Raw genomic sequence first — 23,604 nt, forward strand, 5'->3', positions numbered from 1 at the left:
ATTACCGACGATCCGAGAGTACGGTGCCCAGGTGTTGCAGGTAGGCGATCAGCGCGTCCATCTCAGGCACACCCTCAACCATTTCCTGCGCGCCGGCGATGTCCTCATCGGTGTAAGGCACGCCCAAGCGCTGCATGGCACGTAGCTTGGCTTCGGTATCCTTGCCGCTGAGAACATTTTCCTGGAGCCATGGGTACCCAGGCATCTTGGACTCCGGAACCACATCACGAGGATTGATCAGGTGAGCGCGGTGCCAATCGTCCGAGTAGCGTTGACCAACGCGTGCCAGATCCGGGCCGGTGCGCTTGGAGCCCCACAGGAAGGGGTGCTCCCAGACGCTTTCACCGGCTACCGAGTAGTGACCATAACGCTCGGTCTCCGAACGGAAGGGGCGGACCATCTGCGAGTGGCAACCCACGCAGCCCTCGCGGATATAGATATCCCGACCTTCCAGTTCCAGAGCGGTATAGGGCCGCAGACCCTCAACCGGCTGTGTGGTTTCCTGTTGGAAAAACAGCGGAACGATTTGGGTAAGGCCACCGAAGCTGATCGCGATCACGATCAGCACGACCAGCAGGCCCAGGTTCTTTTCTACCAATTCATGCTTCATCGATATGCTCCTCAGGCCATTTGCGCAGCGGCTTGTGCTTCAGCCGGCTGATGGGCGCGAATAGTGCGCCAGACGTTATATGCCATTAGCAACATGCCAAACAGGAAGAATGCACCGCCAATCATGCGGACGATGTAGCCAGGATGACTGGCTTCCAGTGCCTCAACAAAGCTGTAGGTCAAGGTGCCGTCGACGTTCACTGCGCGCCACATCAGGCCCTGGGTGATGCCGTTAACCCACATGGAAACGATGTACAGCACTGTGCCCACGGTAGCGAGCCAGAAGTGCACATTGATAAGCCCAACGCTGTGCATCTCCTCGCGGCCAAAGACCTTCGGGATCATGTGATACATGGCGCCGATGGAGATCATCGCAACCCAGCCCAGAGCACCAGCGTGAACGTGGCCGATGGTCCAGTCTGTGTAATGCGACAGGGCGTTCACCGTCTTGATAGCCATCATCGGGCCTTCAAACGTGGACATGCCGTAGAACGCTAGGGAAACCACCAGGAAGCGCAGGATCGGATCGGTGCGCAATTTGTGCCAGGCACCCGACAGAGTCATCATGCCGTTGATCATGCCGCCCCAGCTGGGCGCCAACAGGATCAGTGACATTACCATGCCAAGGGACTGGGCCCAGTCAGGCAGAGCGGTGTAGTGCAGGTGGTGAGGGCCGGCCCAGATATAGATGGCGATCAGTGCCCAGAAGTGCACGATCGACAATCGATAGGAGTAGATCGGGCGACCGGCTTGCTTGGGTACGAAGTAATACATCATGCCCAGGAAGCCTGCAGTCAGATAAAAGCCTACTGCGTTGTGCCCGTACCACCACTGAATCATCGCGTCAGTCGCGCCGGCATATATCGAGTAGGATTTGAACAGGCTGACCGGCATAGCCATGCTGTTGACGATATGCAGTACCGCAACAGTGATGATAAATGCGCCGAAGAACCAGTTACCTACATAGATGTGCTTCATCTTGCGCTTCATGACCGTTCCGAAGAACAGCAGGGCGTAGGAAACCCAGACTATGGCAATCAGAATATCGATCGGCCATTCGAGCTCTGCGTATTCCTTGGTTGACGTCAAGCCCAGGGGCAAAGTGATGGCCGCAAGCACGATAACGGCTTGCCATCCCCAGAACACAAAGGCAGCCAATCCGTCAGACATCAGTCTGGCCTGCGATGTGCGCTGAACAATGTAAAGCGATGTGCCCATGAGCGCGCAGCCACCAAAAGCGAAAATTACGGCATTGGTGTGAAGCGGACGCAGGCGACCAAAACTTGTCCAAGGCAAATCAAAGTTGAGGGCTGGCCAGACTAGCTGGGCGGCAAGAAAGACACCTAAGGCCATACCAACAATACCCCAGATGACCGTCATGACGGCAAACTGGCGTACTACCTTGTAGTTATAGGCTGTCGAAGTGGTAGCTGTGCTCATGCGAGATTCCACGGATAGCAATGGGTTTATGGGTTCTGAAGCGGCGGCAAGTATGAGCAAAGGTGCCCGTCATTGCAATGACACAGGTCAAGGTATCAGCTGGTTGCGACCGCTCTGGCCGGCCATCAGAGGCCTATCTGTTTCATGACGATGACGATGGGAAACCGGAGCTCCACATTCGCCTGCATTGCGCAAGACTGGTAACCGACACGAATATATAGTTGTATGGTCGGTCCCTTTCCATCCATCCCTGTCGGACGGACGAGGAGAGGGCTAAGGAAAGCTTAGTGGTCATATGGCCATAAGTGAAGCGAATACCCTTAATGAATACGCGGCATCTTGTCGCAGCTTTAACAGGTCTCCATCGTGCTAACGACCCCAATCATTGACATACCCCCCGCCGATCAACGTCTTGGGACATTGTTGCTCGCCCATGGCGCCGGCGCACCGATGGACAGCGAGTTCATGCAGCAATTGGCTGTGGCGCTCAGCGGCCAGGGTATCGCCGTGGTGCGGTTCGAGTTTCCCTATATGCAGGCGCGCCGGGCTAGCGGCAAGCGCTCTCCGCCCAACCCCATGCCGAGGTTGCTCGATACCTTCCGTGAACAGTGGAGACAGGTTAGCCAGACTCAGAGCGGTCCATTGCTCCTGGGCGGAAAATCCATGGGCGGCAGGGTAGCCAGCATGCTTGCCGACGAGCTGGGGGCTTCGGGTCTGGTCTGTTTCGGCTATCCGTTCCACCCGCCAGGTAAACCAGAGAAAACCCGAGTCGAACACCTGGCGGAGTTGATAACGCCGGCGCTAATGGTGCAAGGCACCCGCGATGCGTTTGGTAAGCCAGACGAAGTGGCGAGGTACGCGCTATCCCCGGCAGTTCAATTGTATTGGCTTGAAACTGCAGATCATGACTTCAAGCCCCTCAAAAGCAGTGCGCAGAATCAGACTGACATGATTCAACAGGCCGCCCGGACGGCAGGCCTGTTTTGCGAGGGGTTGCTCAGACACCGAGCGCCTGGGGCAATACACCGGCGCTGAGGGTTCCCCAGCGACGACCATTAACCTCAAGCGGGACGTAGAGTACAAATACGATCGTGGTGCTTCCCGGTAAAACGAAACTTCCCATCCCTAGATGCTGCACTCTGTTGAGATTGTCCAGTTCCCAGCCCTTGGCGACCACGAAGCGCTTGTGCATGCTCTTGGCCGCGTCCACTCTCGGGTCCCCGGTAGGCTCCTGTGAAGTAACAGTACGACTGGCCCCCAGGTAACCGTGGTCGTCTGTTGCCACTATGTAGATTACGCCGTCCTGGCCCTGTGAGTCCCACTGGTCAAACAGCGGCTGCACGCGCTTGCGGTAGGCATCAGCCCAACTGACATTGTGCTTGGGGGGGTTGGTACCGGCAATAGGGGTATAGTGGCGGTCGAATACATTGACGCCCTGGCTCAGCAAGTCTGCGAGCTCGCCTTCGATCGTACGGCGACGCTCCATAAGCTTGTCGGTGGCCGCTTCCAGGTTGCCCTGGCCAAGTCTGAAGCGGCACAGCACCTGCAAGATCTGATTGGTATTTTCCCGCTGGATATCAGTCTGCTTCAAGCTATCGACCATGCCTTTGCTGATTGTCAGGCTCAAATCACGAATCGCAGTGCCGTGCTCGTGGGTTTCACCGTTGGTCACGGTCAGCTGTTCAAGTGCGCTGCTGACCATGAGCAGGTCGTCATTGGCCTTCTGAAAGTCAGAAACCATGTTTTCGAACTGATCTGCCGCAGTGCTTACGGCAGTTCCCGCATGGTCAGACTGTTCCTGCATGATGTGGGTTTGCTGGTCCGCTCCGGACATGGCGGTGAGCATCTGTTCCATGAGCTGACCGATCTGGTCCGCCGCGCTGCCCACCTTGATTGACAGATTACGCACTTCGTCTGCTACCACGGCGAAGCCCCGGCCTTGCTCGCCTGCACGCGCTGCCTCGATCGCCGCGTTCAGTGCCAGCATATTGGTCTGGGCAGAAAAATCCTGGACGGTCTTGAGAATCTGTCGGATCTGGCCGGATGTATTGCCCAGGGCCGTGATGTTTTCCTTGAAACCCGCCATAGACTGGCTGATCTGTTGCATCTGAGTTCTCGCCGTACCCAGCTGTTCGCTGGATTGGCGGGCTACATCCAGATTGCGGGAGTTCATGTGGGTAATGTCCGAGGTCCGGCCGGTGACGTCCTGCAAGGCGCTAGTGGTCTGCTCGGTGGCCTGGAAAATAAGTTCGGAAAGACTCTGCTGTTTTTTTGCATCCAGTGCAGCCTGATCGGCCAGCAAACGACTTTGCGCTGAGGTAAAAGCGATGCGTACGCATTGCTGCTGCAAATTGACCATCATGTCACGCAGCCGATCCGTGATTACGTCGATCTGCTGCATTCCGGTGGAGGCAGTTGAGCGCTCTGAGCTGCCGGCTGACAGGTTCAGGGTCTCACCATTCATCGCCTTCAAGCGCTGCATGACCGGACCGTGATCAGACTCGCCACGGCGGCTGTACCAGGTCAACAACACAGCGACCGGCGCCAGAACCAGAACCAGGCCGAATAAGAGACCCGAGGTCTGCCACAGTAAAATAGCGATAAAAACTATCTGGCAAGCCATCAGGATTATAAAAGGAACAACGGCAGGAATTGGTGGCGATACGGGCGCATCGCCAGCAGTCTGCTCCGTTCTTGAAGCGGCTTGGTTTTTCATGTCTTCCCCAACGCAGGTATACAGCAATTTTTTTGTTTTTCGGTGCCCGTTACTGGACACCTGTGCGGAGTATAAAGCGAGAAGAGCTTCTCCGTACCGATGTTATCGGCACGCTGAGCAGATCAATTAGCGGTAATTCGGCCATTTTCGAAGGCAAAATTGGCGCATATTTGCTGCGGCGACCGGCAGAACCGGTCGCGCGCCGCATTAATTGGCCAGAGAAGGCAGCCAGAGCGAGATGGACGGGAACATGATCAGTAGCACCGTTGCCAGCAGCAGGATCATGATAAAGGGTGGTGTGCCCTTGATAACGTCAAAGTAGGGTCTGCGGAATACCGCCATTGCGGTAAATATGTCGCAACCGAATGGCGGTGTTGCCGAGCCAATGGCTGCCTGCAGGGTGACGATGACCCCCACATGTATGGGGTCAAGCCCGGCAACCTCGACAGCAGGCTTGAACAGCGGTGTCAGGATCAGGATCACCACAATCGGATCAACGAACATACACCCGACAAAAAACGAGATAGCGATCAGCCCCAGTACCAATGTCTGGCTATCACCTATGGATTCGATTACCGGCCCGAGGATCGCCTGAGGTATCCCGGCAAAGGAGATGGTGTAGGTAAAGGCATTGCCTGCGGCGACGAGAATGAATACGACGCCGGTTATCAGTCCTGTTGACAGCGCGATATCCCAAAGTTCGCGGACCTTTACCGAGCGCAGTATGACCACCTCGAGCACCAGGGCATACAGCACCGCGATGGCGGCTGCTTCGGTCGGGCTGAACAGGCCACCGTAAATACCGCCGACCACAACCACCGGAAAACCAAGCGGTAACAGAGCCTTTTTCAACGCTTCCCAGCGCATCAGCCAGCTGGCACGTTCCTCTGGCTCGATTCCCATGCGGATCGAGCCAATCCAGCAGTAGATCGAAAACATTATGAGGATCAGAAAGCCTGGGAGAATGCCGGCTATGAAGAGATCGCCGATGGAGGCGCCCGACACCACGCCGTAGATGATCATGCCGATGCTCGGCGGAATCAACAGGGCGATGTCGCTGGCGTTGATGATCAAAGCGATGCTGAACGCATCCGAGTAGCCTTTCTGTAGTAGCTTCGGGCGCATCGGGCCGCCCATCGCGACGACGGTGGCCTGTGTTGAGCCTGAGACAGCGCCAAACAGCGTGCAACCTGCTGCAGTAGTGATGGGTAGGCCGCCACGCAAGTGGCCCACAAAGGTCTGTACCAGATCCAGCAGGCGATTGGCTGTATGTCCGCGGGTCATCAAATCGGCAGCAAAGATAAACAAAGGTACCGCTGCCAGCGCCCAGGATTGCACGCCGCTGATCATCTGCCCCATCAGTAATCCGACATTGCTCATGTCCAGGACCAGAAACAGCAACATGAGGCTGGCTATGAGTAATGGAACCATCATGGGAAAGCCCAGCAGCAGCAGCACTATCATCGTTATGATGATGAAGGTCAGCATGGGAAAATCCCCTGTTCAAATTTGCTCAGCTTAGATGTGCTCAACGTCCACCTCCTCATAACGTTCCTTTTCGTTGAAGGAGCGGTAGATGTCCTTGGAGATCAGATTGCGCACGGCTGTTAACCAGTACTGGATGCCCGCCAGTGCGAAGCCGATAGGGGCGACCATGTAGGGGATCCAGAGGGGAATCTGCAGTGCGGAGGAGTTGCGGCCACGCGACTGAATCGCTTCAACATAATCCCAGGCGTGCCAGCAGAAATAGAACATCAATGCGCCGGTCAGAAGGCTGATCGTCACCAGCGCTGCCTTGCGCGGCAATCCATTGAGTTGGTCATAGAGGGCCGACATGCAGATGTGCCTGGCCTTGCGCACACCATAGCCCAGACCTGCGAAGGTGATGATCACCATGCTCATCTGGGTAAGTTCGACCTGGCCGGTCACCCCCGTACTGAACAGTTGTCTGCCGATTACATGGACAATCAACATGCCAGCAACAAAAAGTACGGTAAAACCGAGAATACCTTCCTCGATATATTCGGCCAGTCGATCAAGTACGGAGAAAACCTTTTTGGCTTTGCGCTTCAGCGAATCAGCGGCGGAGGGGTCAGGGCTCCCGGGCATGTGTCTGTCCTTTGCTGTGCTCAAATCTTGTTTCGCTCCAAGGTGCGGGACAAGATCCAGACCAGCCCCCGGCTTGGTATGACCACGGGCTATTTCATTGTGTGCACCCAAGCGGATCGCTCTGGCACGGTAATGTTCCTTTTCAACATAGCGCATCTGGATTGTCTTTGCACAGAATGGACAACCTCTAGTCATGTGTTATGGTTTAGAAGTTAACCAGAACAATTCATAAGGAGCGTTCCATGAAATTGCGTAATGGATTTATAGGTATGGCAGCGTTAGCGTTAGCTGCGTGTGGAGGCGATGAACCAGAAACCACTGCCCCGGAAACAGCAGCGGCGCCCGAACCTGCGGAAACAACGGTGCAGACCTGGCGCATTGGTCTGGAAGAAATTGAAGGTAGCGTGCAGTACGAATATGGCGCCAAATTCGCCGAACTCATCAACGAGAAGACAGACGGCGAAGTTGAAGTGAAGCTGTTTCCCTATGGGCAGTTAGGCGGACTGACCGATATCTACGATCAGGTGCAGGCCGGCGCAATCGAATTAGCGTTTGGATCTGGCTTTCTGGGTGGTACGGTCCCCGAGTCCCAGCTTTTCAGCCTCAATTTCGTCCTTACTGACGACGAAATGAAGAATACTCAAATTCTCAACGATCCAGCTTTCCGCCAGCACCCTGATCTGGTCGAAGCCTTCAACGAGCGTGACTTGCATCCCCTGGCCATTGTGCCTGAGGGCTGGCAGGTATGGAGTGCCAACAAGGCGGTCCGCACGCCAGCAGATTTTGATGGCATGGCCATCCGGACCATGGATAATCGCCTGCTGCGGGAAACCTACAGTGCCTATGGCGCCGATCCTACTACCATGGAATATGGTGAGTTGTTCAGTGGCATGCAGTTGGGCCAGCTGGATGGCAACATCCAACCAGTCTTCGCACACCAGGAGATGGATTTTTACCAGGTCCAGGACTATTTGGTCTTTGCCAATCAGGCGCAGTTCATCGCCACCTTCATGGCCAATCAGAACTGGTATGAAGGTCTGTCGGATGACTACAAGGAAGCCGTCGACGAGACTGTCGTGGAGCTGATTCCCTACATCCACGATGTACAGACCCGTCTGAATGAAGATCGTCTGAAAACAATCACCGAAAATAGTGACATCGAGCTGGTATACCTCACTCCAGAAGAGCGTGAAGCTTTCAGGGAATTGAGTCTGCCTGTACGCGACACTTTTGCTGAAATGGTTGGTGAGCGCGGTGCTCGTCTGATGACGGTATTGATCGACCTGGTCGATGAAGCAGAAACTGAAGCGGAGCCGGCTGACGAGAGCGCCGATATGGCCGAGACTGATGCGGCTGAAATGACCGAAGAAGCCGAAATGGAAGAAATGGCGGAGTAATGCTGGCAAGCCTGATTGGCGGAAGGGAATAGGAGTCGAACCTACCAGACGCGCCTAGCGCATCTCACCGGGTTTGAAATCCGGGCGCCCCACCGGGGACGATGCCCTTCCGTTGGCCGCTAGGCTAGCATAGAGAAGGCGACAGGCTCAGAGTCTGTCGTCTTTTTTTATGTCTGTTTGCCGCTGGAATGTCGCCCTGCTGTGGCGACTTGGATCAAGCCCGACCTTTCATGCTTCGGAGTCCGCCAGTACGATACACCCATATTCTTGTTCTCCCGGATGAATTATGACCGACATATCGCGCTCTGCTGTAGAAAATGCCCTGGCCCAGTATCAGGACCCTTATCTTAAAACGGACCTCATCACTGCGGGGTGCCTGCGCAGTCTCGAGATCAGTGGATCAGATGTTCAGGTCGAATTCGTGCTTGGCTATGCGGCTGCGGGTATCAAAAGTGGTATCGAGCAGATGCTCCAGGTAGCACTGCAAAACCTCGATGGAGTGGGTTCGGCGCGTGTTTCTGTGAGCTGCAACGTCCTGGGCGCTCCTGCCCAGGGTGCAATAGCGTCCCTGGATAACGTCAAGAATATCGTCGCGGTAGCATCAGGCAAGGGAGGTGTGGGCAAATCTACCACTGCAGTCAATCTTGCGCTGGCGCTGGCCCGTGAGGGAGCCAGGGTTGGGGTTCTTGATGCAGATATCTACGGACCAAGCATGGGGTTGATGTTGGGGCTGCCAGAGGGTACGCGGCCGGAGGTCAAGGATCAGAAGTTTTTTGTTCCGTTGCGAGCGCATGGTATCCAGGTAATGTCCATGGCCTTTCTGGTGGATGACAAAACACCTATGGTCTGGCGTGGCCCGATGGTGTCAGGTGCGCTCATGCAGCTGTTAACACAGACAGCCTGGGACGATCTCGATTATCTGGTGGTGGATATGCCCCCAGGCACGGGTGATATTCAGCTCACCCTGGCGCAGAAAGTGCCAGTGACCGGCGCCGTTATAGTGACTACTCCGCAGGATCTGGCTCTTCTGGATGCGAAAAAGGGTATGGAAATGTTTGCCAAGGTCAATATTCCGGTACTCGGGATTGTGGAGAATATGGCAATTCATATCTGCTCTAACTGCGGCCATTCAGAGCATCTGTTCGGTGAGGGCGGGGGCGAGCGACTGGCCAATGATTACGGTGTTGATCTGCTGGCCTCCATGCCCCTGTCGATGATGATCCGTGAGCAGACCGATGGAGGTGTTCCAACGGTTGTTGCCGAGCCAGAATGTCAGATCAGCATGCTATACCAGGACATGGCCCGGCACGTCGGCGCGCGTATCGCCGAGCGAGCCAGGATGGGTGTTGCGATGCCCGACATCAGTATAAGCGATGATTGAGTTTTACCAGGCAGGGCGGGTACTGCGGGCGGGGCTTTTTCCCGCCGGCATTACCCGGTAACATGCTGTCTCTTTTCGGCACATCGCAGGGCACATCATGAGCATCAAGTCTGACCGTTGGATACGTCGCATGTCCCAGGAACAGGGAATGATCGAGCCCTACGTTGAGCGCCAGGTACGCGGGGAGGAGGGTAGTCGGGTCATCTCCTACGGAGTGTCCAGCTACGGCTACGATGTGCGCTGTTCCAACGAGTTCAAGGTGTTCACCAACATCCACTCGGCCACAGTCGATCCCAAGAATTTCGACGAGAATAGCTTTGTCGATATAACCAGCGACGTGTGTATCATCCCGCCGAATTCCTTTGCGCTGGCTCGAACTGTCGAGTACTTCCGGATTCCCCGTAACGTTCTGACTATCTGCCTGGGCAAGAGCACCTATGCGCGCTGCGGCATCATCGTCAACGTGACTCCACTGGAGCCCGAGTGGGAAGGTCATGTAACGCTGGAATTTTCCAACACCACGACGTTGCCTGCCAAGATCTACGCGAACGAGGGTGTAGCGCAGATGCTGTTTTTTGAATCTGACGAGCCCTGTGAGGTGTCCTACCGCGATCGCGGTGGCAAATACCAGGGCCAACGGGGCGTTACCCTGCCTCGCGCCTGAGCCGCACGGGCGGCCGAGCGGCGTTGGGTATCGCTTTTCCGTTCACCTCGGAGATCTGCATGAAGATCGATCCGGGCATTAGTGGCCACGCGGCCGAATCCTGAACAAAAAAAGGCCCCGAGTTGCCATGGGGCCCAATCAAGCCGAGTTGTGAGAGTACCGGCGCCGCCACGGCGCCGGTGCTGCCTCAGAAGCTCTTGGATACTGCCAAAGTCACGTTGGAGCCGCAGGAGTCGGTGCTGCCGTAGCCACAATCGGCATCGCTGATGTCGGTGTCGCTGTACATGACAGACCAGCCCAGACCCAGAGCTTCCTTGCTTACGGTCACAGCCCAATCGTTGTAATCGAAACCGGTACCCGTGCCGTCATTGCTGTCGCCATAATGCAGGCCCAGGCCGAATTCGTAGGGCAGCTCTACACCGTAGCCGATGTAGTAGTACTGGTTGTCGGCATTGTTGTAGGTATCCTTGACACCCACTGTGATGCCGTATGCGCTTACGCTGGCAAGCCATTCGTACACGTCAATCGAGCTGTTGCCGGGCCAGGTGTAGTTGGCCCATGCGAGATCATAGGTGAATTCTTCGGTGATCGCGCCACCGTAACCGACGTAATAGTCGATCTCGATGGCGGCGCCGCCAAAGTCCTCGTCATCGACGTTGGAGCCCCAGGTGCCGACGTACACACCACTTTCATGGGCGAAGTCCAGACTGGCTTGGAAAGCACCTTTGCCGTCGGTCTGCGACTGGCCACGCCAGATGTAATCGGTCGCTACAGTAGCAGTCATGCTCGCATCGATTTCACCGATAAAGGTGTCGAAGGTTTCGGCGTGGGCCATGTTGGCAAAGCCGAGGGTGCTGACTGTGGCGATGGCGGCGGTCAATTTTTTCATCATTCTCGTGTACCCCATGTGTTGTGATTACTGATGTCGTCCAAAAAGCGTTGGCATGGGACACATAGCATTTTGCTTGCCATGTTTTATGAATATGAACAAAAACATAGGCTTACAAGGTTTTTATAAGAGGTGAAGTGCTTTGGGGAGAGATGGATCCGGAACCGTCGCACCGAAATGGTGCCGTGCTGATGGCCAGGTGTTGAAGCTGGTGCGTTAACCGTGGAAGCTGTCGCTAGCGCAGAGAATGGGTCATCATTCGCCCCGCGTCATCGCCATGAGATCCTTGCTGCGCTGGTAGTGCTGCAGCTTTCCGGCGAGTGATTCTGGCAGGCAAGTGCTGCGGGTAAAGCCCTGCTGACGGTACAGGGGCTCAAGCTGTGGCTGGCAGAACAGCCATACCGGTCCCTCCACCGATGTGCAGGCAGCGTCCAGCAGCGTGCTGGCCAATCCCGCCCGGCGGTAGCCCGGATCGACGAACAGGCTGGTCAGCCAATGGCCCTGCGCTACCGCTTGCAGGCAGAGAGCCGCGAGCATGCGGTCAGTGTTCAGTGTCCATATGATGTGCTCGGCGCGGGTTTTCATCCGACTGCCATGGGCCCTGTAGAAGCGGTCTGCCAGATGCCTGTCGTCGGCGGCCAGCACAGCACACCGAGCAGCGTAGAGCGATGGGCCCCGGACTTGATGTGGGTCAAGCGTCGTCACGGATTGCCTGCCACAATGTACCTGCAATGAGACCTGCAACCCATACCAGGGAGAGATGAGAATGCATACGATACTGCTACCCTTCGATGGTTCGGAAAGCGCCATGCGCGCCGTGGATTACCTGATCGATTTTTCGGCCACCCTTGGGGAGGTTACCGTACATGTCGTCAACGTTCAGGTTGAACCCAAATTGTTCGGCGGCTATCTCTCCCCGGAAATGCTCGAGCAGCTGCATGCCGGGGCCCTCGATTATGCCGCCGAGACCAACATCAAGGCTGCCGACAAGCTCCGTGCCGCCAATGTGCAGGTGCAGACCCATGAGATTGTCGGCGAGGTAGTCAGTGAGCTGGTCGAAGCCGCGCGCAAGCTCGGGTGCACGCTGATCGTCATGGGCACCCGGGGTATGGGCAGTCTGGGCAGCCTGGTGCTGGGGTCAGTGGCCAGCCATGTGGTCCACGAGGCTCCACTGCCGGTGTTGCTGGTCAAATAGAGGTCCGAGGCTCAGCGTTTGCCCATTGAGCGGCGGGTGCCATTGGGAGCCATGCCGATCTTCTTCTCGTGACGGGAATGACCGCCCTTGTGCTGCCAGGACGGCGTAGCGGGCTGGCGTGGTGCAAAGTTGGCAGGTGAGAAGGGAAACTTGAACGCAGGCACGCTGGCTCTGGTGGAGGTTACGATCGGGTCGGCGTGTTCAGGGGCCAGATCCTGGTTGGGCAGATGCTCGGTCATGGCGCACAGTCCTTGGAAAGGGGATAACGGTGGAAACAGCGATGCAATCGCGCGCGAGTATACCTGTTTCCCCGGGGATCGCCCGCTCCATTTGCAGGGAATCGGTTGGAACTTATGCTATCCGAGCCGGGTCAACCCCATGTAAGCCATTTACAAACGAGGTGGACCATGAGCGATAAGGAAGACAAGTTGAAAGGCAAGACCAACGAAGCTATCGGTAAAGGTAAGCAGGGCGTTGGTGAAGCAACCGACAACGAAGACCTTAAAGCCGAGGGTGATCTGCAGGAGACCAAGGGCAAGGCCCAGGGCGTGAAGGGCGAAGCCAAGGAAAAGATCAAGAAGGGTGTAGACAACGCCTGATACTGATCTCGAGGGTTACCAAGGCCGGCAATTCGTATTGCCGGCTTTTTTGTGGCCAACTGTCCTGATGCTATTGCCGCTGACTGTATATGGCGGGGCTGTCTGCAAGCTGGCCTACTGGCAGCCCACATAGTGCAGGAGCACGCAATGACTACCCGGGATCTGCTGCTGGCGCTGGTGGTCATCGTGGTATGGGGCCTCAATTTTGTCGTCATCATGACCGGCTTGAACAGCTTGCCACCTTTGTTGATGGGCGCCTTGCGCTTCATGCTGGTAGTTTTTCCGGCCATCCTTTTCATCAAACGTCCCCAGGTTCCATGGCGTTGGTTACTGGCCTACGGTCTGACCATATCCCTGGGCCAGTTTGCTTTTCTGTTTTCCGCCATGGCAGTAGGCATGCCTGCCGGCCTGGCATCGCTCGTCCTCCAGTCACAGGCATTTTTCACCCTGATATTTGCCGCCGTGTTTATCGGTGAACGGGTACGTACATCCAACATTGTCGGGTTGGTGGTCGCCGCGGCTGGGCTTACTCTTATCGGGATGCAGGTTGATCGTGCAATGACCCTGGCCGGTTTTCTATTGACGATTGTTGCGGCTTCGATGTGGGCGATGGGTAACGTAGTCACCCGGCGCATTGGTAAAGTGAATCTAGTTGGGCTGGTTGTCTGGGGCAACCTGGTACCACCGATACCTTTTCTTGCGCTTTCCTATTGGCTTGAAGGTCCGGAAGTGATCAGTTCAGCGCTCGCCACATTCAGCCTGGAGTCAGCTCTGGTACTGGCCTATCTTGCCTTTGGTGCGACGCTCCTGGGTTACAGCATCTGGGGGCGCCTGCTGTCCCGCTATCCGGCTAGTCAGGTGGCGCCTTTTTCGTTATTGGTGCCAGTGGTGGGTCTCACCTCGGCATCCTTGTTGCTCGGAGACCGGCTAGGGGGGTGGCAAATGGCCGGCGCACTCCTGGTTATGCTGGGTTTGCTGATCAACGTCTGTGGAGCATGGGTGATCGGCCGGTTTCGCACGCCTGCGGTTGGCTCCTGAGGCTCTCTTTTGTCGGCACTGGCGGAACTGTGACCGACCGGGCACTGTCCACTGGAGTGAATCCGTTCACAAACCATTCGTGCTGGCACAGTCTGGCTGGCTCCAGGACCCGGCACATGGAACCTGAGGTTTATTTATGTCCCACTCTTTCTCCGACCCACGTAACCCAGTTGCCTATGCTTATGTCCAGCGGCCGTTCTCGCTCCTGGCAGGCAGTGTTCTCGTATGTGCGGGACTGGCTTGGGCCCCCGGAGTGGCAGCCCAGCAAAATTACGAGCTGGTCAATCTGATCAATGAATACCGTGACTCTTCTACCCAGTGTGAAGGGCAGAAGATGACAGGCGTCGGTCCTTTGGCGCCGAATCCCACGCTTGCCGAGGTCGACCTGTCGTCATCGGAATGGCAGACAGCCCTGCAGGAATCAGGGTATCAGGCTTCCGCAGCCCAACTTGTCAAATTGTCAGGTCCGGCCGATGCCCAGCAGGCCATGGAAGCGATTCAGGGCAGGTTTTGTCAGGTACTGCGCAGTGAGCAGTATGCTGAAATAGGTGTGTCACATTCGAATAACGAATGGCAGATAGTCCTGGCCAGCCCGCTGGTCTCGAGAGAGTTCATGGACCGCAACTGGATGGACGTAGGACAGGAGGTATTGTCCGAGGTCAATCTTGCTCGCAGGGAATCGCGTACATGTGGCGATCAGACATTTGCTGCAGCCAATCCCCTGACCTGGGATGCACGCCTCGCGCGCGCCGCATACGAGCATAGTGGCTATATGGCGGAAAACGACGTACTGAGTCATGCCGGGCCTGCCGGAGAACAGGTGCAGGCGCGTGTGGATGAAGTGAACTATGAGTGGAGAAAACTGGGCGAAAACGTCGCGGTCGGGCAAAGTTCACCGCAGCAGGTCGTTGCAGCCTGGCTAAACAGCCCGGGTCACTGCGCAAACATCATGAATCCCGAGTTTACCGACATGGGGGCTGCATTTGAGACCAGGCCTCAGAGCTCTATATTCTGGACACAGGTGTTTGGTAGCGAGCGCTAGAACTGTGCCCGGCCATCGAAGGCCGGGCAGCAGGATCAATCCTGACGGCTGGTTACTTCCAGCAGGTGATACCCGAACTGGGTCTTCACCGGTCCCTGTACAACATTGATGGGTGCGCTGAACACCACTGTATCGAATTCCTTGACCATCTGGCCTGGTCCGAAAGTACCTAGGTCACCGCCCTGGCGGCCTGATGGGCAAGTGGAGTTGTCCTTCGCAACTTTTGCAAAATCGGCTCCGCCTTCAATGGCGCTCTTGAGTTCGTTGCACTTGTCTTCACTAGCTACGAGAATGTGGCGTGCGCTGGCTTTGGGCATGGGTATGTGCTCCTGTGATTGAAGGGCGGGAGGTTACCGCAATTGGCCGTTGCCCGGAAGCACTGAAGATCATAACCACAGGTTCACACTGCTATCGAGGGATGCATGTCCCGTAACGACCCTATTGTTCATGCCGGTATCGAAACCCTGAGTTTCTGTCAGATCGATAATCTCAACCAGTTCCCCAAGGGCACTGCCTTCAGGCTTTTCAAGGCCGGCCGTCATGAGTTGGAGGAGGGGCATGATTACGTCTATTTACCGGCTGCAGAGCATCCGCGTCTGATCGAATCCCTGAAAGCCAGTGGCCAGATATATGCCACTACCGTCAATCTGGTGCTTATCACACGCCCAGGGTATGACAAGCTCCAGCGGCGTCAGTAATCACTCGACTCAACGCGCTGAGCAGCGCCTGGCGAAAGGGAGAATGATGGCTTCACGGACTTTTCGTTCAGGTCCTGGGTTGCTGGCTTGCAGTAATTCAGCATGAATTTACCCAGGCCATCTGTCGCGCCCCGTTGAGCTTATAAGCTATATTTCAAGTGTCAGGCTTTCCTGGCTCGTCGAGGTAAGGGCGCCTTTCATAAAGCAACGCGGCGGCTGTTTGCGTCGCTACTGTTCAGCACCCCTCAGGTATTGTTTATGGCCTATCGGATCAAGCCCCACAAGTCAGCGAGCAAGCAAGTCCGCGATGTGGCGTTGGAACGTTTGCACAAGGCGCGCAAGTCGCTATTGCTACCGTTGGAAGAGCGCGCCCGCGGAATCCACCAGGCACGCAAGCGCCTCAAGGAAGTTCGAGCGCTGGTGCGGCTGGTGCGCGAACCGCTCGGCAAGGCATTCAAGCGGGAAGATCGTCGGTTACGCGACATCAATCGTAAATTGTCGGGCATGCGCGACGCCGGCGCTCTGATCGAAATATGGGATGTCCTTGCCGCGGCCGAGCCAGAGCGCTTCGCCACGCAGGAAAAGCGCGAGGTGCGTGAACGCCTGGTTATCCGTGGGCAAGATGGCGGCGAGACGGTCGAGGCGGCGCATCAGATTATCAACGAAGTCATTGAGGATCTGGCACAGGCGGAGGATGCGGTCAGAGCTTGGCCTCTGACCGGCAAGGCATTTGCTCTTATTGCCAAGGGCCTGACAGATACTGCTGCGGATGGCCGCAAAATGCTGCATGCAGCCTGCGGTGCTGTCTCGGATGTACAACTGCATGACTGGCGTAAGCGCGTAAAGGATCACTGGTATCACACTCGGTTACTGACCTCCGCCTGGCCGGCAGCAATGGAGGTCAGAACAGCATTGCTAGAGGATCTGGCTGACCTGCTGGGCCAGGATCACGACCTTTCTATTCTGCAAACCTTGCTGAATAAGGAGCCAACGCTTTTTGGCTCAGCCAGTCAGCGCGACGAGCTACTGACAATCGTCGGCCAACGGCGCGATCACCTGCAGCGTGAGGCATTCAGGCTTGGGCAACGTTTATACGCAGAGTCACCCGCTGCGCTGTGCAAACGGTGGGGCCGCTATTGGGAGCTGGCACGAAAAGAAAAGGGGTGAGCGCAGTTTATTTAATATATGATTTACCGTATATTCAGAAAAACGCATATATTAATGGATAGCTAGCATGTCAGAGAAAATGGCGCTTGCAGATGTCAGCGAGGGGCTCACTCCCACGATTTTATTCAAGTGCCTGGCCGACGATATTCGGGCCAGAATGGCATTGCTGATCGCCCGTGAGGGCGAACTGTGCGTATGTGAGCTCACCGCAGCCTTGAACGAGAGTCAGCCGAAAATATCCCGTCATCTCGCTCAACTCCGCACCTGCGGTGTGCTGGAGGATGAGCGGCGCGGACAGTGGGTGTACTACCGTCTCCATCCTGATTTGCCGGAGTGGGTACTGGCCATGTTGATCCCCGTCATGGAAGCAAACCAGCAGTGGCTGGAGGAGAACAGCAGGCGTCTGGCGAAGATGGCCGGCCGTCCCGACCGTGCAGACGTCTGTGCTATTCGCGGCTGCTGAACTATTTCTGACCCCGTTCACCCGGAGGAATCAATATGAGCATCAAGGTAGGTATTAACGGTTTTGGTCGCATCGGTCGCCTGGCATTACGGGCAGCATGGGATTGGCCTGAACTGGAGTTCGTGCAAATAAACGATCCGGCCGGCGACGCTGCGACACACGCCCATCTGCTCAATTTCGATTCCGTCCATGGGCGCTGGCTGCATGAAGCGAGTAGCGACGGCAATGATCTATTGGTGGATGGCCAACGTCTGAAGCTGACGGCCAATAGGACCATCGCAGATACTGACTGGTCTGGTTGTGATGTGGTCATTGAAGCCAGTGGCAAGATGAAAACAATTGCCGTGCTGCAGGCCTACCTGGATCAGGGGGTCAAGCGCGTAGTGGTCAGTGCTCCGGTCAAAGAGGCTGGTGCGTTGAACGTGGTCATCGGCGTCAATGAGCACCTGTTCGATGCAAGTAAACATCGTATTGTTACCGCCGCTTCCTGTACCACCAATTGTCTGGCGCCGGTAGTCAAGGTGATTCACGAGAACCTGAAGATTCGGCATGGCTCCATCACCACTATTCACGACGTTACCAATACGCAAAGTATTCTCGACCAGCCGCACAAGGACCTTCGCCGGGCGCGGGCCTGCGGAATGAGCCTGATTCCGACGTCGACCGGCTCAGCTTCGGCTATCGCCGAGATCTTTCCTGAGCTAAAGGGACGCATCAATGGTCATGCGGTGCGTGTGCCCTTGGCTAACGCCTCGCTGACCGATTGCGTATTCGAAGTCGAGCAGGCAACAACAGTGGAAGAGGTCAATCAACTTTTCAAGACTGCTGCCTCTGGTCCGCTCAAGGGTATTCTCGGCTACGAGGAGCGTCCTCTGGTATCGATCGATTACCGAACCGATCCGCGTTCTTCGATTGTCGACGCGCTGTCAACCATGGTCATCAATGGTACCCAGGTGAAAATTTATGCCTGGTATGACAATGAGTGGGGTTACGCCAATCGTACTGTTGAACTGGCCAGGCTGGTGGGCTCTGCCAACTGACACGCAGGAGCCGGGAAGTGATTAAAGTATTGGCGGCACTCAGTCCCCAGGTACGTCAGTACCTGCTGGTCACGGGAAACTATTGGGCATTCACTCTGACCGATGGCGCATTGCGCATGCTCGTGGTGCTGCATTTTCATACCCTGGGTTACGCGCCGCTGGAGATTGCTGCGCTGTTTCTGTTTTACGAGATATTCGGTGTTATCACCAATCTGATAGGCGGGTATCTGGGGGCCAGGGTAGGGCTTAACCGAACGATGAATATCGGCTTGGCGATCCAGGTTATTGCGCTTGTCTTGCTGACTGTGCCTTCCGCCTGGCTGAGTATTCCTCTGGTCATGGGCGCCCAGGCTTTATCGGGGGTTGCCAAGGATCTGAACAAGATGTCGGCGAAGAGCTCCATCAAGCTACTGGTGCCGGGTAATCAGCAGGGCACTCTGTACAAGTGGGTTGCGATACTGACCGGCTCCAAGAATGCGCTCAAGGGTGTTGGTTTTTTCCTCGGTGGACTGCTGCTGGCGACTGCAGGATTCCGCGGGGCTATGTTGATCATGGCCGGAGCGTTGGCGTGTATCTGGTTGTTCAGCATCATCATGCTCAAAAAAGATCTGGGCAAGGCCAGTGCCAAGCCGAAATTTCGCGAATTACTGTCCAAGAGTCGGGCGATCAATATCCTGTCTGCCGCCCGCATGTTTCTGTTTGGCGCCCGAGACGTCTGGTTCGTTATCGCCTTGCCGGTCTACTTGAGCAGCACCTTTGGCTGGAGTTTCTGGCTGGTTGGCGGCTTTATGGCCACATGGGTCATCGGCTACGGCATTGTGCAATCGGCGGCGCCATTGATTACCCGCCGCAAGGACGGTCGTGTACCGGATGGACGTGTTGCGATGTTCTGGGCTCTTTTGCTTGCCGGTCTGCCTGCTGCGATCGCTCTGGGCATGGATACCCAATGGCCGACACAGGCGGTCGTCGTCATTGGTCTGCTGGTGTTCGGCGTGGTGTTTGCTGTCAATTCATCACTGCACAGCTACTTGATCGTCAGCTACGCCAAGGCTGACGGTGTCTCGCTGGATGTCGGCTTTTACTACATGTCCAATGCGATGGGTCGTCTGATAGGCACTGTGCTGTCGGGTTGGGTGTATCAGGCCTACGGACTGCAGGCCTGTCTTTGGGTGTCCAGCGCCTTTGTGGCAGTGGCTGCGCTGATTTCCATGGGCCTGCCCCGATCCCATGAACTGATCAGGCATTAAAGCCGCCTTTGTTGCAGATCAATCCAGAGCCTGGATTCTGAACTCCCCGCATTTGGCGAGGTCGGCGTCGTTGCAGGGCACCTGTTTGGCAATTGCCCGCAGGGCGCTGCGCAGGCCCTCTTCCAGCACGGGGTGGTAGAAGGGCATGCGCAGCACCTGTTGCACCGTAAGCTTCTCACTGATTGCCAAGGCCAGAAGGTGCGCCATATGTTCTGCAGCCGGAACGCACATTTCGGCACCCACCAGTACTGCGTCCTTTCCACTGGCGTAAACGCGCATCAGCCCCTGGTTGCGTTGCGCCGCCACGGCACGGCCCTGATGAGCGAAACTCGCTTCACCGATAATTGCATCTGCATCCAGCTCCGCAAATCTTTGTCCAACGAAGGCCACTCCAGGTTCGATGAATACCATTCCCATCGGCGTGCGCCGTGGAAACGCCGTTGGCTTTTCAGCCATCGCGTTATGCGCTGCGATGTAACCCTCATCGGCAGCTTCGTGCAGGATCGGCGCATGATGGTTGGCGTCTCCAGCTATATAGACTGGTAGATCGCTGATTTGCGTTGTGGTGGCGTCAAAAGGGGGCATGCCGTGGTCATCGAGGGGGACGCCAAGGGATGCCAGATTGAGACTGTCGATGTTAGGTTGCCGGCCGACGGCCACCAGCACACGGTCCACAACGACACTGAACTCTCCCGCTTCGACGCGCACCCCATCGCCATCGGAATGCAAGGCTACATCCTCACCGGTGTGAATACTGAAATCCTTCTCAAGGGCTGCCCTCAGTGTCTTGTTCACTTCGGGATCACTTATCCCGGCCAGGCTGGCGTTTCTGTCAAAGGCATGTACTTCGATGCCCAGATAGGCCATGGCTTGTGCCATTTCCAGCCCGATTGGGCCCAGGCCAATAACGGCCATGCGCTGGGGAAGACTGACCTGCTCGAAAAAAGTGTCTGTAGTCAAAACCCGGTCACCTAGCGCCTTCCAGGATTCAGGCATAACCGGACGTGAGCCTGTGGCCAGGATGATGCGCTCGGCATGGTGCGTCTCACCCTCAACCTCCACCGTTTGTGGTCCAACCAGTCGGGCCAGGCCCGGAATGCTGCGCTTGCCCAGATTATCTGTGGCTTTCAGGGTGCCACTGACAAAGTGATCACGAAGCTCTCTCACATGTTGCAGCATGGCTGGAATATCAGCAGCCACATGCTGCCCCCCGCGAATACCAAAACCCTGCAGCTTGTTGCAGGCATTCAGCGCTCTTGCTGACTCTATCAGTACTTTTGACGGCATACAGCCTACCCGCGCGCAGGTGGTGCCGTAGGCACCGGCGTTGATCATGAGTACCTTGTCGGTCTCTTTGGATACTTCGCGTAGCGCCGCCAGCCCGGCTGTGCCGGCCCCGATAATAATGACATCCCAATGTGCAGCCATGCGTCCTCCAGGAAAGGTATTTCTTCCATCCTAGGCGATCTGTGAATCCCAGGCACAAAAAAACCGCCAGCGGACGTGTCCGGCAAGCGGCTTGTCGAGCGCATAGGATACTGCCCCGCGGGACAGTATTATCGCTCAGATGGCGCGATCACTCTTCGTCGGCCATATCGTCTTCCATTTGCACTGCCTGCTTGGTCTGGTACCAGGCTGAGGCAGTGGCCTGCTTGGTGCTCTCCCAAGCGCTTTCAGTTGTATCCTTGGTGCTTTCCCAGGCCTGGTTCAATTCAGTCTGGGTCTCGTTCCACCACTCTTCACTGTATTCGGAGAAGCCCTTCAGCTCTTCACCAGCTGAGGTCACATGGACGTTATAATTGACGTTGCCAAACATCGGGCTCTCGTCAACTGAGCGAACGGTGAAATTGCCGCGCTGAACGATTACGTCGCGCTCGCCGATACCTAGAAATTCGTTGGTTTGTACGACAATGGAGTACAGGCCCATATCGTTGCTCAACAGAATATCTTCGACATTACCTACTTCGTCGCCATTGGCGTCAAACACTTCAGCCCCGAGGAGGTCTTTCGAGGAGTAGAGGCCCTGTGCGTTCATGTTGTGGTCATCGGCGATGGCCGAAAAGCTAAGGCCCATGGCGCCAGCCAACAGTGGAATACCCAGTTTGCGCATTGTATGTGTAGTCATAAATAGTCTCCTCAATTGCTTTTATAATGATCTTCAGCCTCAGTTGGGACTGCGATCTGTGCTTGTGGTTCAACCTGTATGGTGAACGAACCTCCAAGCGCCGCTCATTCAAACCCTATGTTGTCAGTGGAATCAGGTCACGCTCACAAGGAGCAGTTCTGATCCTGAAGCCATACCGGAATTCACATAACGGCAACACTGTGACGGCATCTGAACGAAAAAATTCCATTGGATTTCATATGTACCCTTCTGCAGGAGCGAGGGGAAAGACTCCTGGGGATCCCATAACCCGCTCTCATGGGGTTTTCCCGCGAGTCCCACCGGACTGCTAAGATGGGGTTCATATTCATAGGTCGGAATCACGAATGCGCAACGTAATAAACGTATCAGTCAGCCCCAAGGGCACCCTTGAAACACTGTCACAGATCGAAGTTCAGCAACTGAGCGCAGCGGGCTCAGGGAGCACATATCAGTTGTTCCGCCAATGCGCATTGGCGATTCTCAATACCGGTGTCCAGATCGACAACGCCAAGGCCATTCTTGAGGCCTATGAGGATTTCGACGTCAAGATTCATCAGCAGGAGCGGGGGGTCAGGCTTGAATTGATCAACGCGCCTGCCGATGCATTTGTTGACGGTGAGATGATTGCCAGCACCCGCGAGATGCTGTTCAGTGCCTTGCGCGACGTGGTTTATACCGAGAGTGAGCTGGGTAGTCCGCGCATTGACCTGACCAACTCTCAGGGCATCACCGACTATGTGTTCCACCTCCTGCGCAACGCACGGACCCTGCAACCGGGACTGGAACCAAAAATGGTTGTTTGCTGGGGCGGTCACTCGATCAGTACCGAAGAATACAAATACACCAAGAAGGTTGGGCATGAGCTTGGGCTTCGCAGTCTGGATATATGCACAGGGTGTGGCCCGGGAGTCATGAAGGGGCCCATGAAGGGCGCTGCGATTGCTCATGCCAAGCAGCGAATCAACAATGGACGCTACCTGGGATTGACTGAGCCCGGCATTATCGCCGCTGAAGCACCCAACCCGATCGTCAACGAACTGGTTATTCTGCCGGATATAGAAAAGCGTCTGGAGGCCTTCGTGCGCGTCGGTCACGGCATCATCATCTTTCCCGGTGGCGTCGGCACCGCGGAGGAATTTCTTTATCTTCTGGGGATTCTATTGCACCCAGACAACCAGTCGCTGCCATTTCCTGTGGTTCTCACCGGGCCAAGGAGCGCCGAGGCGTATTTTCAGCAACTGCATGCCTTCGTAGGCGCTACCCTTGGTGAGCAGGCCCAGCAGCGCTACGAAATCATTATCGATGACCCGTCGTCCGTCGCGCGCACCATGGCGCAAGGCCTACGTACGGTCACCGACTTCAGACGTGCGCAAAATGACGCCTACCACTTCAATTGGTTGCTGAAGATCGACGAAGGATTTCAGTATCCGTTCGATCCCACACACGCCAATATGGCCAGTCTGGAGCTGCGCCGCGATCTACCGCCCCACGAACTGGCCGCCCATCTGCGCCGGGCCTTCTCGGGTATCGTGGCTGGGAATGTGAAGGACAAGGGCATTCGCCGGATCGAGGAGCAGGGCGTCTACCAAATACATGGTGATGTGGCCATCACCGAGCCCCTGGGCAAGTTACTGGAAGCCTTTGTCGCGCAGCACCGGATGAAATTACCCGGTGGCGCAGAATACGTACCCTGTTACCGGGTTGTTGCCTAGAAAATTTGCAGGTTCTCAGCGGCTATGTGGCTGTATCGGGAACACCTGGCGT

25 protein-coding genes and 1 tRNA gene are annotated in these 23,604 nt (G+C 56.1%); 14 read left to right on the forward strand and 12 right to left on the reverse strand.

Going from position 1 to position 23,604, the window contains the following annotated elements:
* Position 1 precedes the first annotated feature (1 nt).
* Positions 2 to 610, reverse strand: a complete 609-nt coding sequence (ccoO, locus tag AAC076_RS01115) for a cytochrome-c oxidase, cbb3-type subunit II (protein WP_339842514.1) — start codon at positions 608 to 610, stop codon at positions 2 to 4.
* 11 nt (positions 611 to 621) lie between these two features.
* Positions 622 to 2,049, reverse strand: a complete 1,428-nt coding sequence (ccoN, locus tag AAC076_RS01120; RefSeq protein ID WP_339842515.1) for a cytochrome-c oxidase, cbb3-type subunit I — start codon at positions 2,047 to 2,049, stop codon at positions 622 to 624.
* 366 nt (positions 2,050 to 2,415) lie between these two features.
* Here ccoN and AAC076_RS01125 point away from each other — a divergent pair, with 366 nt between their 5' ends.
* Positions 2,416 to 3,084 (forward strand): alpha/beta fold hydrolase, encoded by a 669-nt coding sequence (locus AAC076_RS01125; RefSeq protein ID WP_339842516.1) that lies wholly within the window; start codon positions 2,416 to 2,418, stop codon positions 3,082 to 3,084.
* Here the strand turns inward: AAC076_RS01125 and AAC076_RS01130 are convergent.
* The 3 genes from AAC076_RS01130 to AAC076_RS01140 form a co-directional block, all read right to left on the reverse strand.
* Positions 3,047 to 4,765, reverse strand: a complete 1,719-nt coding sequence (locus AAC076_RS01130) for a methyl-accepting chemotaxis protein (RefSeq protein WP_339842517.1) — start codon at positions 4,763 to 4,765, stop codon at positions 3,047 to 3,049. The genes AAC076_RS01125 and AAC076_RS01130 overlap by 38 nt on opposite strands.
* A gap of 207 nt (positions 4,766 to 4,972) precedes the next feature.
* Complete coding sequence (locus tag AAC076_RS01135; RefSeq protein ID WP_339842518.1) at positions 4,973 to 6,253, reverse strand: TRAP transporter large permease; 1,281 nt, start codon at positions 6,251 to 6,253, stop codon at positions 4,973 to 4,975.
* A 30-nt stretch (positions 6,254 to 6,283) separates the two neighbouring features.
* Positions 6,284 to 7,030 carry a TRAP transporter small permease gene (locus AAC076_RS01140; protein ID WP_339842519.1) on the reverse strand — a complete coding sequence of 249 codons (747 nt, stop codon included), beginning with the start codon at positions 7,028 to 7,030 and terminating at the stop codon, positions 6,284 to 6,286.
* 86 nt (positions 7,031 to 7,116) lie between these two features.
* Here AAC076_RS01140 and dctP point away from each other — a divergent pair, with 86 nt between their 5' ends.
* Positions 7,117 to 8,271: a TRAP transporter substrate-binding protein DctP gene (gene dctP, locus AAC076_RS01145; protein WP_339842520.1), complete on the forward strand. Its 1,155-nt coding sequence runs from the start codon at positions 7,117 to 7,119 to the stop codon at positions 8,269 to 8,271.
* Between the two features lie 16 nt (positions 8,272 to 8,287).
* Here the strand turns inward: dctP and AAC076_RS01150 are convergent.
* Positions 8,288 to 8,382: transfer RNA gene (locus tag AAC076_RS01150), tRNA-Sec, on the reverse strand.
* 175 nt (positions 8,383 to 8,557) lie between these two features.
* Here AAC076_RS01150 and apbC point away from each other — a divergent pair.
* Positions 8,558 to 9,652 carry an iron-sulfur cluster carrier protein ApbC gene (gene apbC, locus AAC076_RS01155; protein ID WP_339842521.1) on the forward strand — a complete coding sequence of 365 codons (1,095 nt, stop codon included), beginning with the start codon at positions 8,558 to 8,560 and terminating at the stop codon, positions 9,650 to 9,652.
* 97 nt (positions 9,653 to 9,749) lie between these two features.
* Positions 9,750 to 10,316, forward strand: a complete 567-nt coding sequence (gene dcd / locus AAC076_RS01160; protein ID WP_339842522.1) for a dCTP deaminase — start codon at positions 9,750 to 9,752, stop codon at positions 10,314 to 10,316.
* 187 nt (positions 10,317 to 10,503) lie between these two features.
* Here dcd and AAC076_RS01165 read toward each other — a convergent pair whose 3' ends face one another.
* Entirely contained in the window at positions 10,504 to 11,208 is a 705-nt protein-coding gene (locus AAC076_RS01165; protein WP_335605339.1) for a TorF family putative porin, read from the reverse strand.
* Between the two features lie 252 nt (positions 11,209 to 11,460).
* On the reverse strand, positions 11,461 to 11,790 hold the full coding sequence (locus tag AAC076_RS01170; protein WP_335605340.1) for a GNAT family N-acetyltransferase: 330 nt from the start codon (positions 11,788 to 11,790) through the stop codon (positions 11,461 to 11,463).
* 181 nt (positions 11,791 to 11,971) lie between these two features.
* Here AAC076_RS01170 and AAC076_RS01175 point away from each other — a divergent pair, with 181 nt between their 5' ends.
* The gene (locus AAC076_RS01175) at positions 11,972 to 12,400 is read left to right on the forward strand and encodes a universal stress protein (RefSeq protein ID WP_335605341.1); all 429 of its coding nucleotides are present in this window, start codon (positions 11,972 to 11,974) and stop codon (positions 12,398 to 12,400) included.
* Positions 12,401 to 12,411: 11 nt separating this feature from the next.
* Here the strand turns inward: AAC076_RS01175 and AAC076_RS01180 are convergent, their stop codons facing one another.
* Complete coding sequence (locus tag AAC076_RS01180) at positions 12,412 to 12,639, reverse strand: hypothetical protein (protein ID WP_335605342.1); 228 nt, start codon at positions 12,637 to 12,639, stop codon at positions 12,412 to 12,414.
* Between the two features lie 168 nt (positions 12,640 to 12,807).
* On the opposite strand from AAC076_RS01180, the gene AAC076_RS01185 reads away from it, so the two are divergent.
* From AAC076_RS01185 to AAC076_RS01195, 3 genes are all read left to right on the forward strand, one after another.
* Entirely contained in the window at positions 12,808 to 12,999 is a 192-nt protein-coding gene (locus AAC076_RS01185; RefSeq protein ID WP_335605343.1) for a CsbD family protein, read from the forward strand.
* A gap of 147 nt (positions 13,000 to 13,146) precedes the next feature.
* Complete coding sequence (locus tag AAC076_RS01190) at positions 13,147 to 14,037, forward strand: EamA family transporter (RefSeq protein ID WP_339842523.1); 891 nt, start codon at positions 13,147 to 13,149, stop codon at positions 14,035 to 14,037.
* 136 nt (positions 14,038 to 14,173) lie between these two features.
* Positions 14,174 to 15,079: a CAP domain-containing protein gene (locus tag AAC076_RS01195; protein ID WP_339842524.1), complete on the forward strand. Its 906-nt coding sequence runs from the start codon at positions 14,174 to 14,176 to the stop codon at positions 15,077 to 15,079.
* Positions 15,080 to 15,114: 35 nt separating this feature from the next.
* Here AAC076_RS01195 and AAC076_RS01200 read toward each other — a convergent pair whose 3' ends face one another.
* The gene (locus tag AAC076_RS01200) at positions 15,115 to 15,396 is read right to left on the reverse strand and encodes a peptidylprolyl isomerase (protein ID WP_339842525.1); all 282 of its coding nucleotides are present in this window, start codon (positions 15,394 to 15,396) and stop codon (positions 15,115 to 15,117) included.
* Between the two features lie 105 nt (positions 15,397 to 15,501).
* Between AAC076_RS01200 and AAC076_RS01205 the strand changes: the two genes are divergently transcribed.
* From AAC076_RS01205 to arsJ, 5 genes are all read left to right on the forward strand, one after another.
* Positions 15,502 to 15,777, forward strand: coding sequence for a hypothetical protein (locus AAC076_RS01205; RefSeq protein ID WP_339842526.1), 276 nt, complete (start codon positions 15,502 to 15,504; stop codon positions 15,775 to 15,777).
* Between the two features lie 258 nt (positions 15,778 to 16,035).
* Complete coding sequence (locus tag AAC076_RS01210; protein ID WP_339842527.1) at positions 16,036 to 16,944, forward strand: CHAD domain-containing protein; 909 nt, start codon at positions 16,036 to 16,038, stop codon at positions 16,942 to 16,944.
* Between the two features lie 67 nt (positions 16,945 to 17,011).
* Positions 17,012 to 17,407 carry a metalloregulator ArsR/SmtB family transcription factor gene (locus AAC076_RS01215; RefSeq protein ID WP_339842528.1) on the forward strand — a complete coding sequence of 132 codons (396 nt, stop codon included), beginning with the start codon at positions 17,012 to 17,014 and terminating at the stop codon, positions 17,405 to 17,407.
* A gap of 35 nt (positions 17,408 to 17,442) precedes the next feature.
* Positions 17,443 to 18,447: an ArsJ-associated glyceraldehyde-3-phosphate dehydrogenase gene (locus AAC076_RS01220; RefSeq protein ID WP_339842529.1), complete on the forward strand. Its 1,005-nt coding sequence runs from the start codon at positions 17,443 to 17,445 to the stop codon at positions 18,445 to 18,447.
* Between the two features lie 20 nt (positions 18,448 to 18,467).
* Entirely contained in the window at positions 18,468 to 19,694 is a 1,227-nt protein-coding gene (gene arsJ, locus AAC076_RS01225; RefSeq protein WP_339842644.1) for an organoarsenical effux MFS transporter ArsJ, read from the forward strand.
* A gap of 18 nt (positions 19,695 to 19,712) precedes the next feature.
* Here arsJ and AAC076_RS01230 read toward each other — a convergent pair whose 3' ends face one another.
* Together AAC076_RS01230 and AAC076_RS01235 are read right to left on the reverse strand one after the other, a co-directional pair.
* Positions 19,713 to 21,122, reverse strand: coding sequence for a dihydrolipoyl dehydrogenase (locus AAC076_RS01230; protein WP_339842530.1), 1,410 nt, complete (start codon positions 21,120 to 21,122; stop codon positions 19,713 to 19,715).
* A gap of 148 nt (positions 21,123 to 21,270) precedes the next feature.
* A complete protein-coding gene (locus AAC076_RS01235) occupies positions 21,271 to 21,819 on the reverse strand; it encodes a PRC-barrel domain-containing protein (RefSeq protein WP_339842531.1) in 549 nt (182 codons plus the stop codon).
* Positions 21,820 to 22,184: 365 nt separating this feature from the next.
* On the opposite strand from AAC076_RS01235, the gene ppnN reads away from it, so the two are divergent.
* Positions 22,185 to 23,552 (forward strand): nucleotide 5'-monophosphate nucleosidase PpnN, encoded by a 1,368-nt coding sequence (gene ppnN / locus AAC076_RS01240; protein WP_339842532.1) that lies wholly within the window; start codon positions 22,185 to 22,187, stop codon positions 23,550 to 23,552.
* The last annotated feature ends 52 nt before the right edge of the window (positions 23,553 to 23,604 follow it).

Origin of the sequence: uncultured Halopseudomonas sp., assembly GCF_963977355.1 — a bacterium.
Taxonomy (GTDB): domain Bacteria; phylum Pseudomonadota; class Gammaproteobacteria; order Pseudomonadales; family Pseudomonadaceae; genus Halopseudomonas.

Bases quoted from the DNA above. Each gene is read 5' to 3' on its own strand.
- AAC076_RS01215 (WP_339842528.1), top strand. From the start codon at position 17,012: ATGTCAGAGAAAATGGCGCTTGCAGATGTCAGCGAGGGGCTCACTCCC.
- ccoN (WP_339842515.1), bottom strand. From the start codon at position 2,049: ATGAGCACAGCTACCACTTCGACAGCCTATAACTACAAGGTAGTACGC.
- AAC076_RS01130 (WP_339842517.1), bottom strand. From the start codon at position 4,765: ATGAAAAACCAAGCCGCTTCAAGAACGGAGCAGACTGCTGGCGATGCG.
- AAC076_RS01195 (WP_339842524.1), top strand. From the start codon at position 14,174: ATGTCCCACTCTTTCTCCGACCCACGTAACCCAGTTGCCTATGCTTAT.
- dcd (WP_339842522.1), top strand. From the start codon at position 9,750: ATGAGCATCAAGTCTGACCGTTGGATACGTCGCATGTCCCAGGAACAG.
- AAC076_RS01170 (WP_335605340.1), bottom strand. From the start codon at position 11,790: ATGAAAACCCGCGCCGAGCACATCATATGGACACTGAACACTGACCGC.
- AAC076_RS01135 (WP_339842518.1), bottom strand. From the start codon at position 6,253: ATGCTGACCTTCATCATCATAACGATGATAGTGCTGCTGCTGCTGGGC.
- AAC076_RS01210 (WP_339842527.1), top strand. From the start codon at position 16,036: ATGGCCTATCGGATCAAGCCCCACAAGTCAGCGAGCAAGCAAGTCCGC.
- AAC076_RS01200 (WP_339842525.1), bottom strand. From the start codon at position 15,396: ATGCCCAAAGCCAGCGCACGCCACATTCTCGTAGCTAGTGAAGACAAG.
- AAC076_RS01180 (WP_335605342.1), bottom strand. From the start codon at position 12,639: ATGACCGAGCATCTGCCCAACCAGGATCTGGCCCCTGAACACGCCGAC.
- AAC076_RS01165 (WP_335605339.1), bottom strand. From the start codon at position 11,208: ATGATGAAAAAATTGACCGCCGCCATCGCCACAGTCAGCACCCTCGGC.
- dctP (WP_339842520.1), top strand. From the start codon at position 7,117: ATGAAATTGCGTAATGGATTTATAGGTATGGCAGCGTTAGCGTTAGCT.
- AAC076_RS01230 (WP_339842530.1), bottom strand. From the start codon at position 21,122: ATGGCTGCACATTGGGATGTCATTATTATCGGGGCCGGCACAGCCGGG.
- AAC076_RS01175 (WP_335605341.1), top strand. From the start codon at position 11,972: ATGCATACGATACTGCTACCCTTCGATGGTTCGGAAAGCGCCATGCGC.
- AAC076_RS01205 (WP_339842526.1), top strand. From the start codon at position 15,502: ATGTCCCGTAACGACCCTATTGTTCATGCCGGTATCGAAACCCTGAGT.
- AAC076_RS01190 (WP_339842523.1), top strand. From the start codon at position 13,147: ATGACTACCCGGGATCTGCTGCTGGCGCTGGTGGTCATCGTGGTATGG.
- AAC076_RS01140 (WP_339842519.1), bottom strand. From the start codon at position 7,030: ATGCGCTATGTTGAAAAGGAACATTACCGTGCCAGAGCGATCCGCTTG.
- apbC (WP_339842521.1), top strand. From the start codon at position 8,558: ATGACCGACATATCGCGCTCTGCTGTAGAAAATGCCCTGGCCCAGTAT.
- AAC076_RS01185 (WP_335605343.1), top strand. From the start codon at position 12,808: ATGAGCGATAAGGAAGACAAGTTGAAAGGCAAGACCAACGAAGCTATC.
- AAC076_RS01220 (WP_339842529.1), top strand. From the start codon at position 17,443: ATGAGCATCAAGGTAGGTATTAACGGTTTTGGTCGCATCGGTCGCCTG.
- AAC076_RS01235 (WP_339842531.1), bottom strand. From the start codon at position 21,819: ATGACTACACATACAATGCGCAAACTGGGTATTCCACTGTTGGCTGGC.
- ccoO (WP_339842514.1), bottom strand. From the start codon at position 610: ATGAAGCATGAATTGGTAGAAAAGAACCTGGGCCTGCTGGTCGTGCTG.
- ppnN (WP_339842532.1), top strand. From the start codon at position 22,185: ATGCGCAACGTAATAAACGTATCAGTCAGCCCCAAGGGCACCCTTGAA.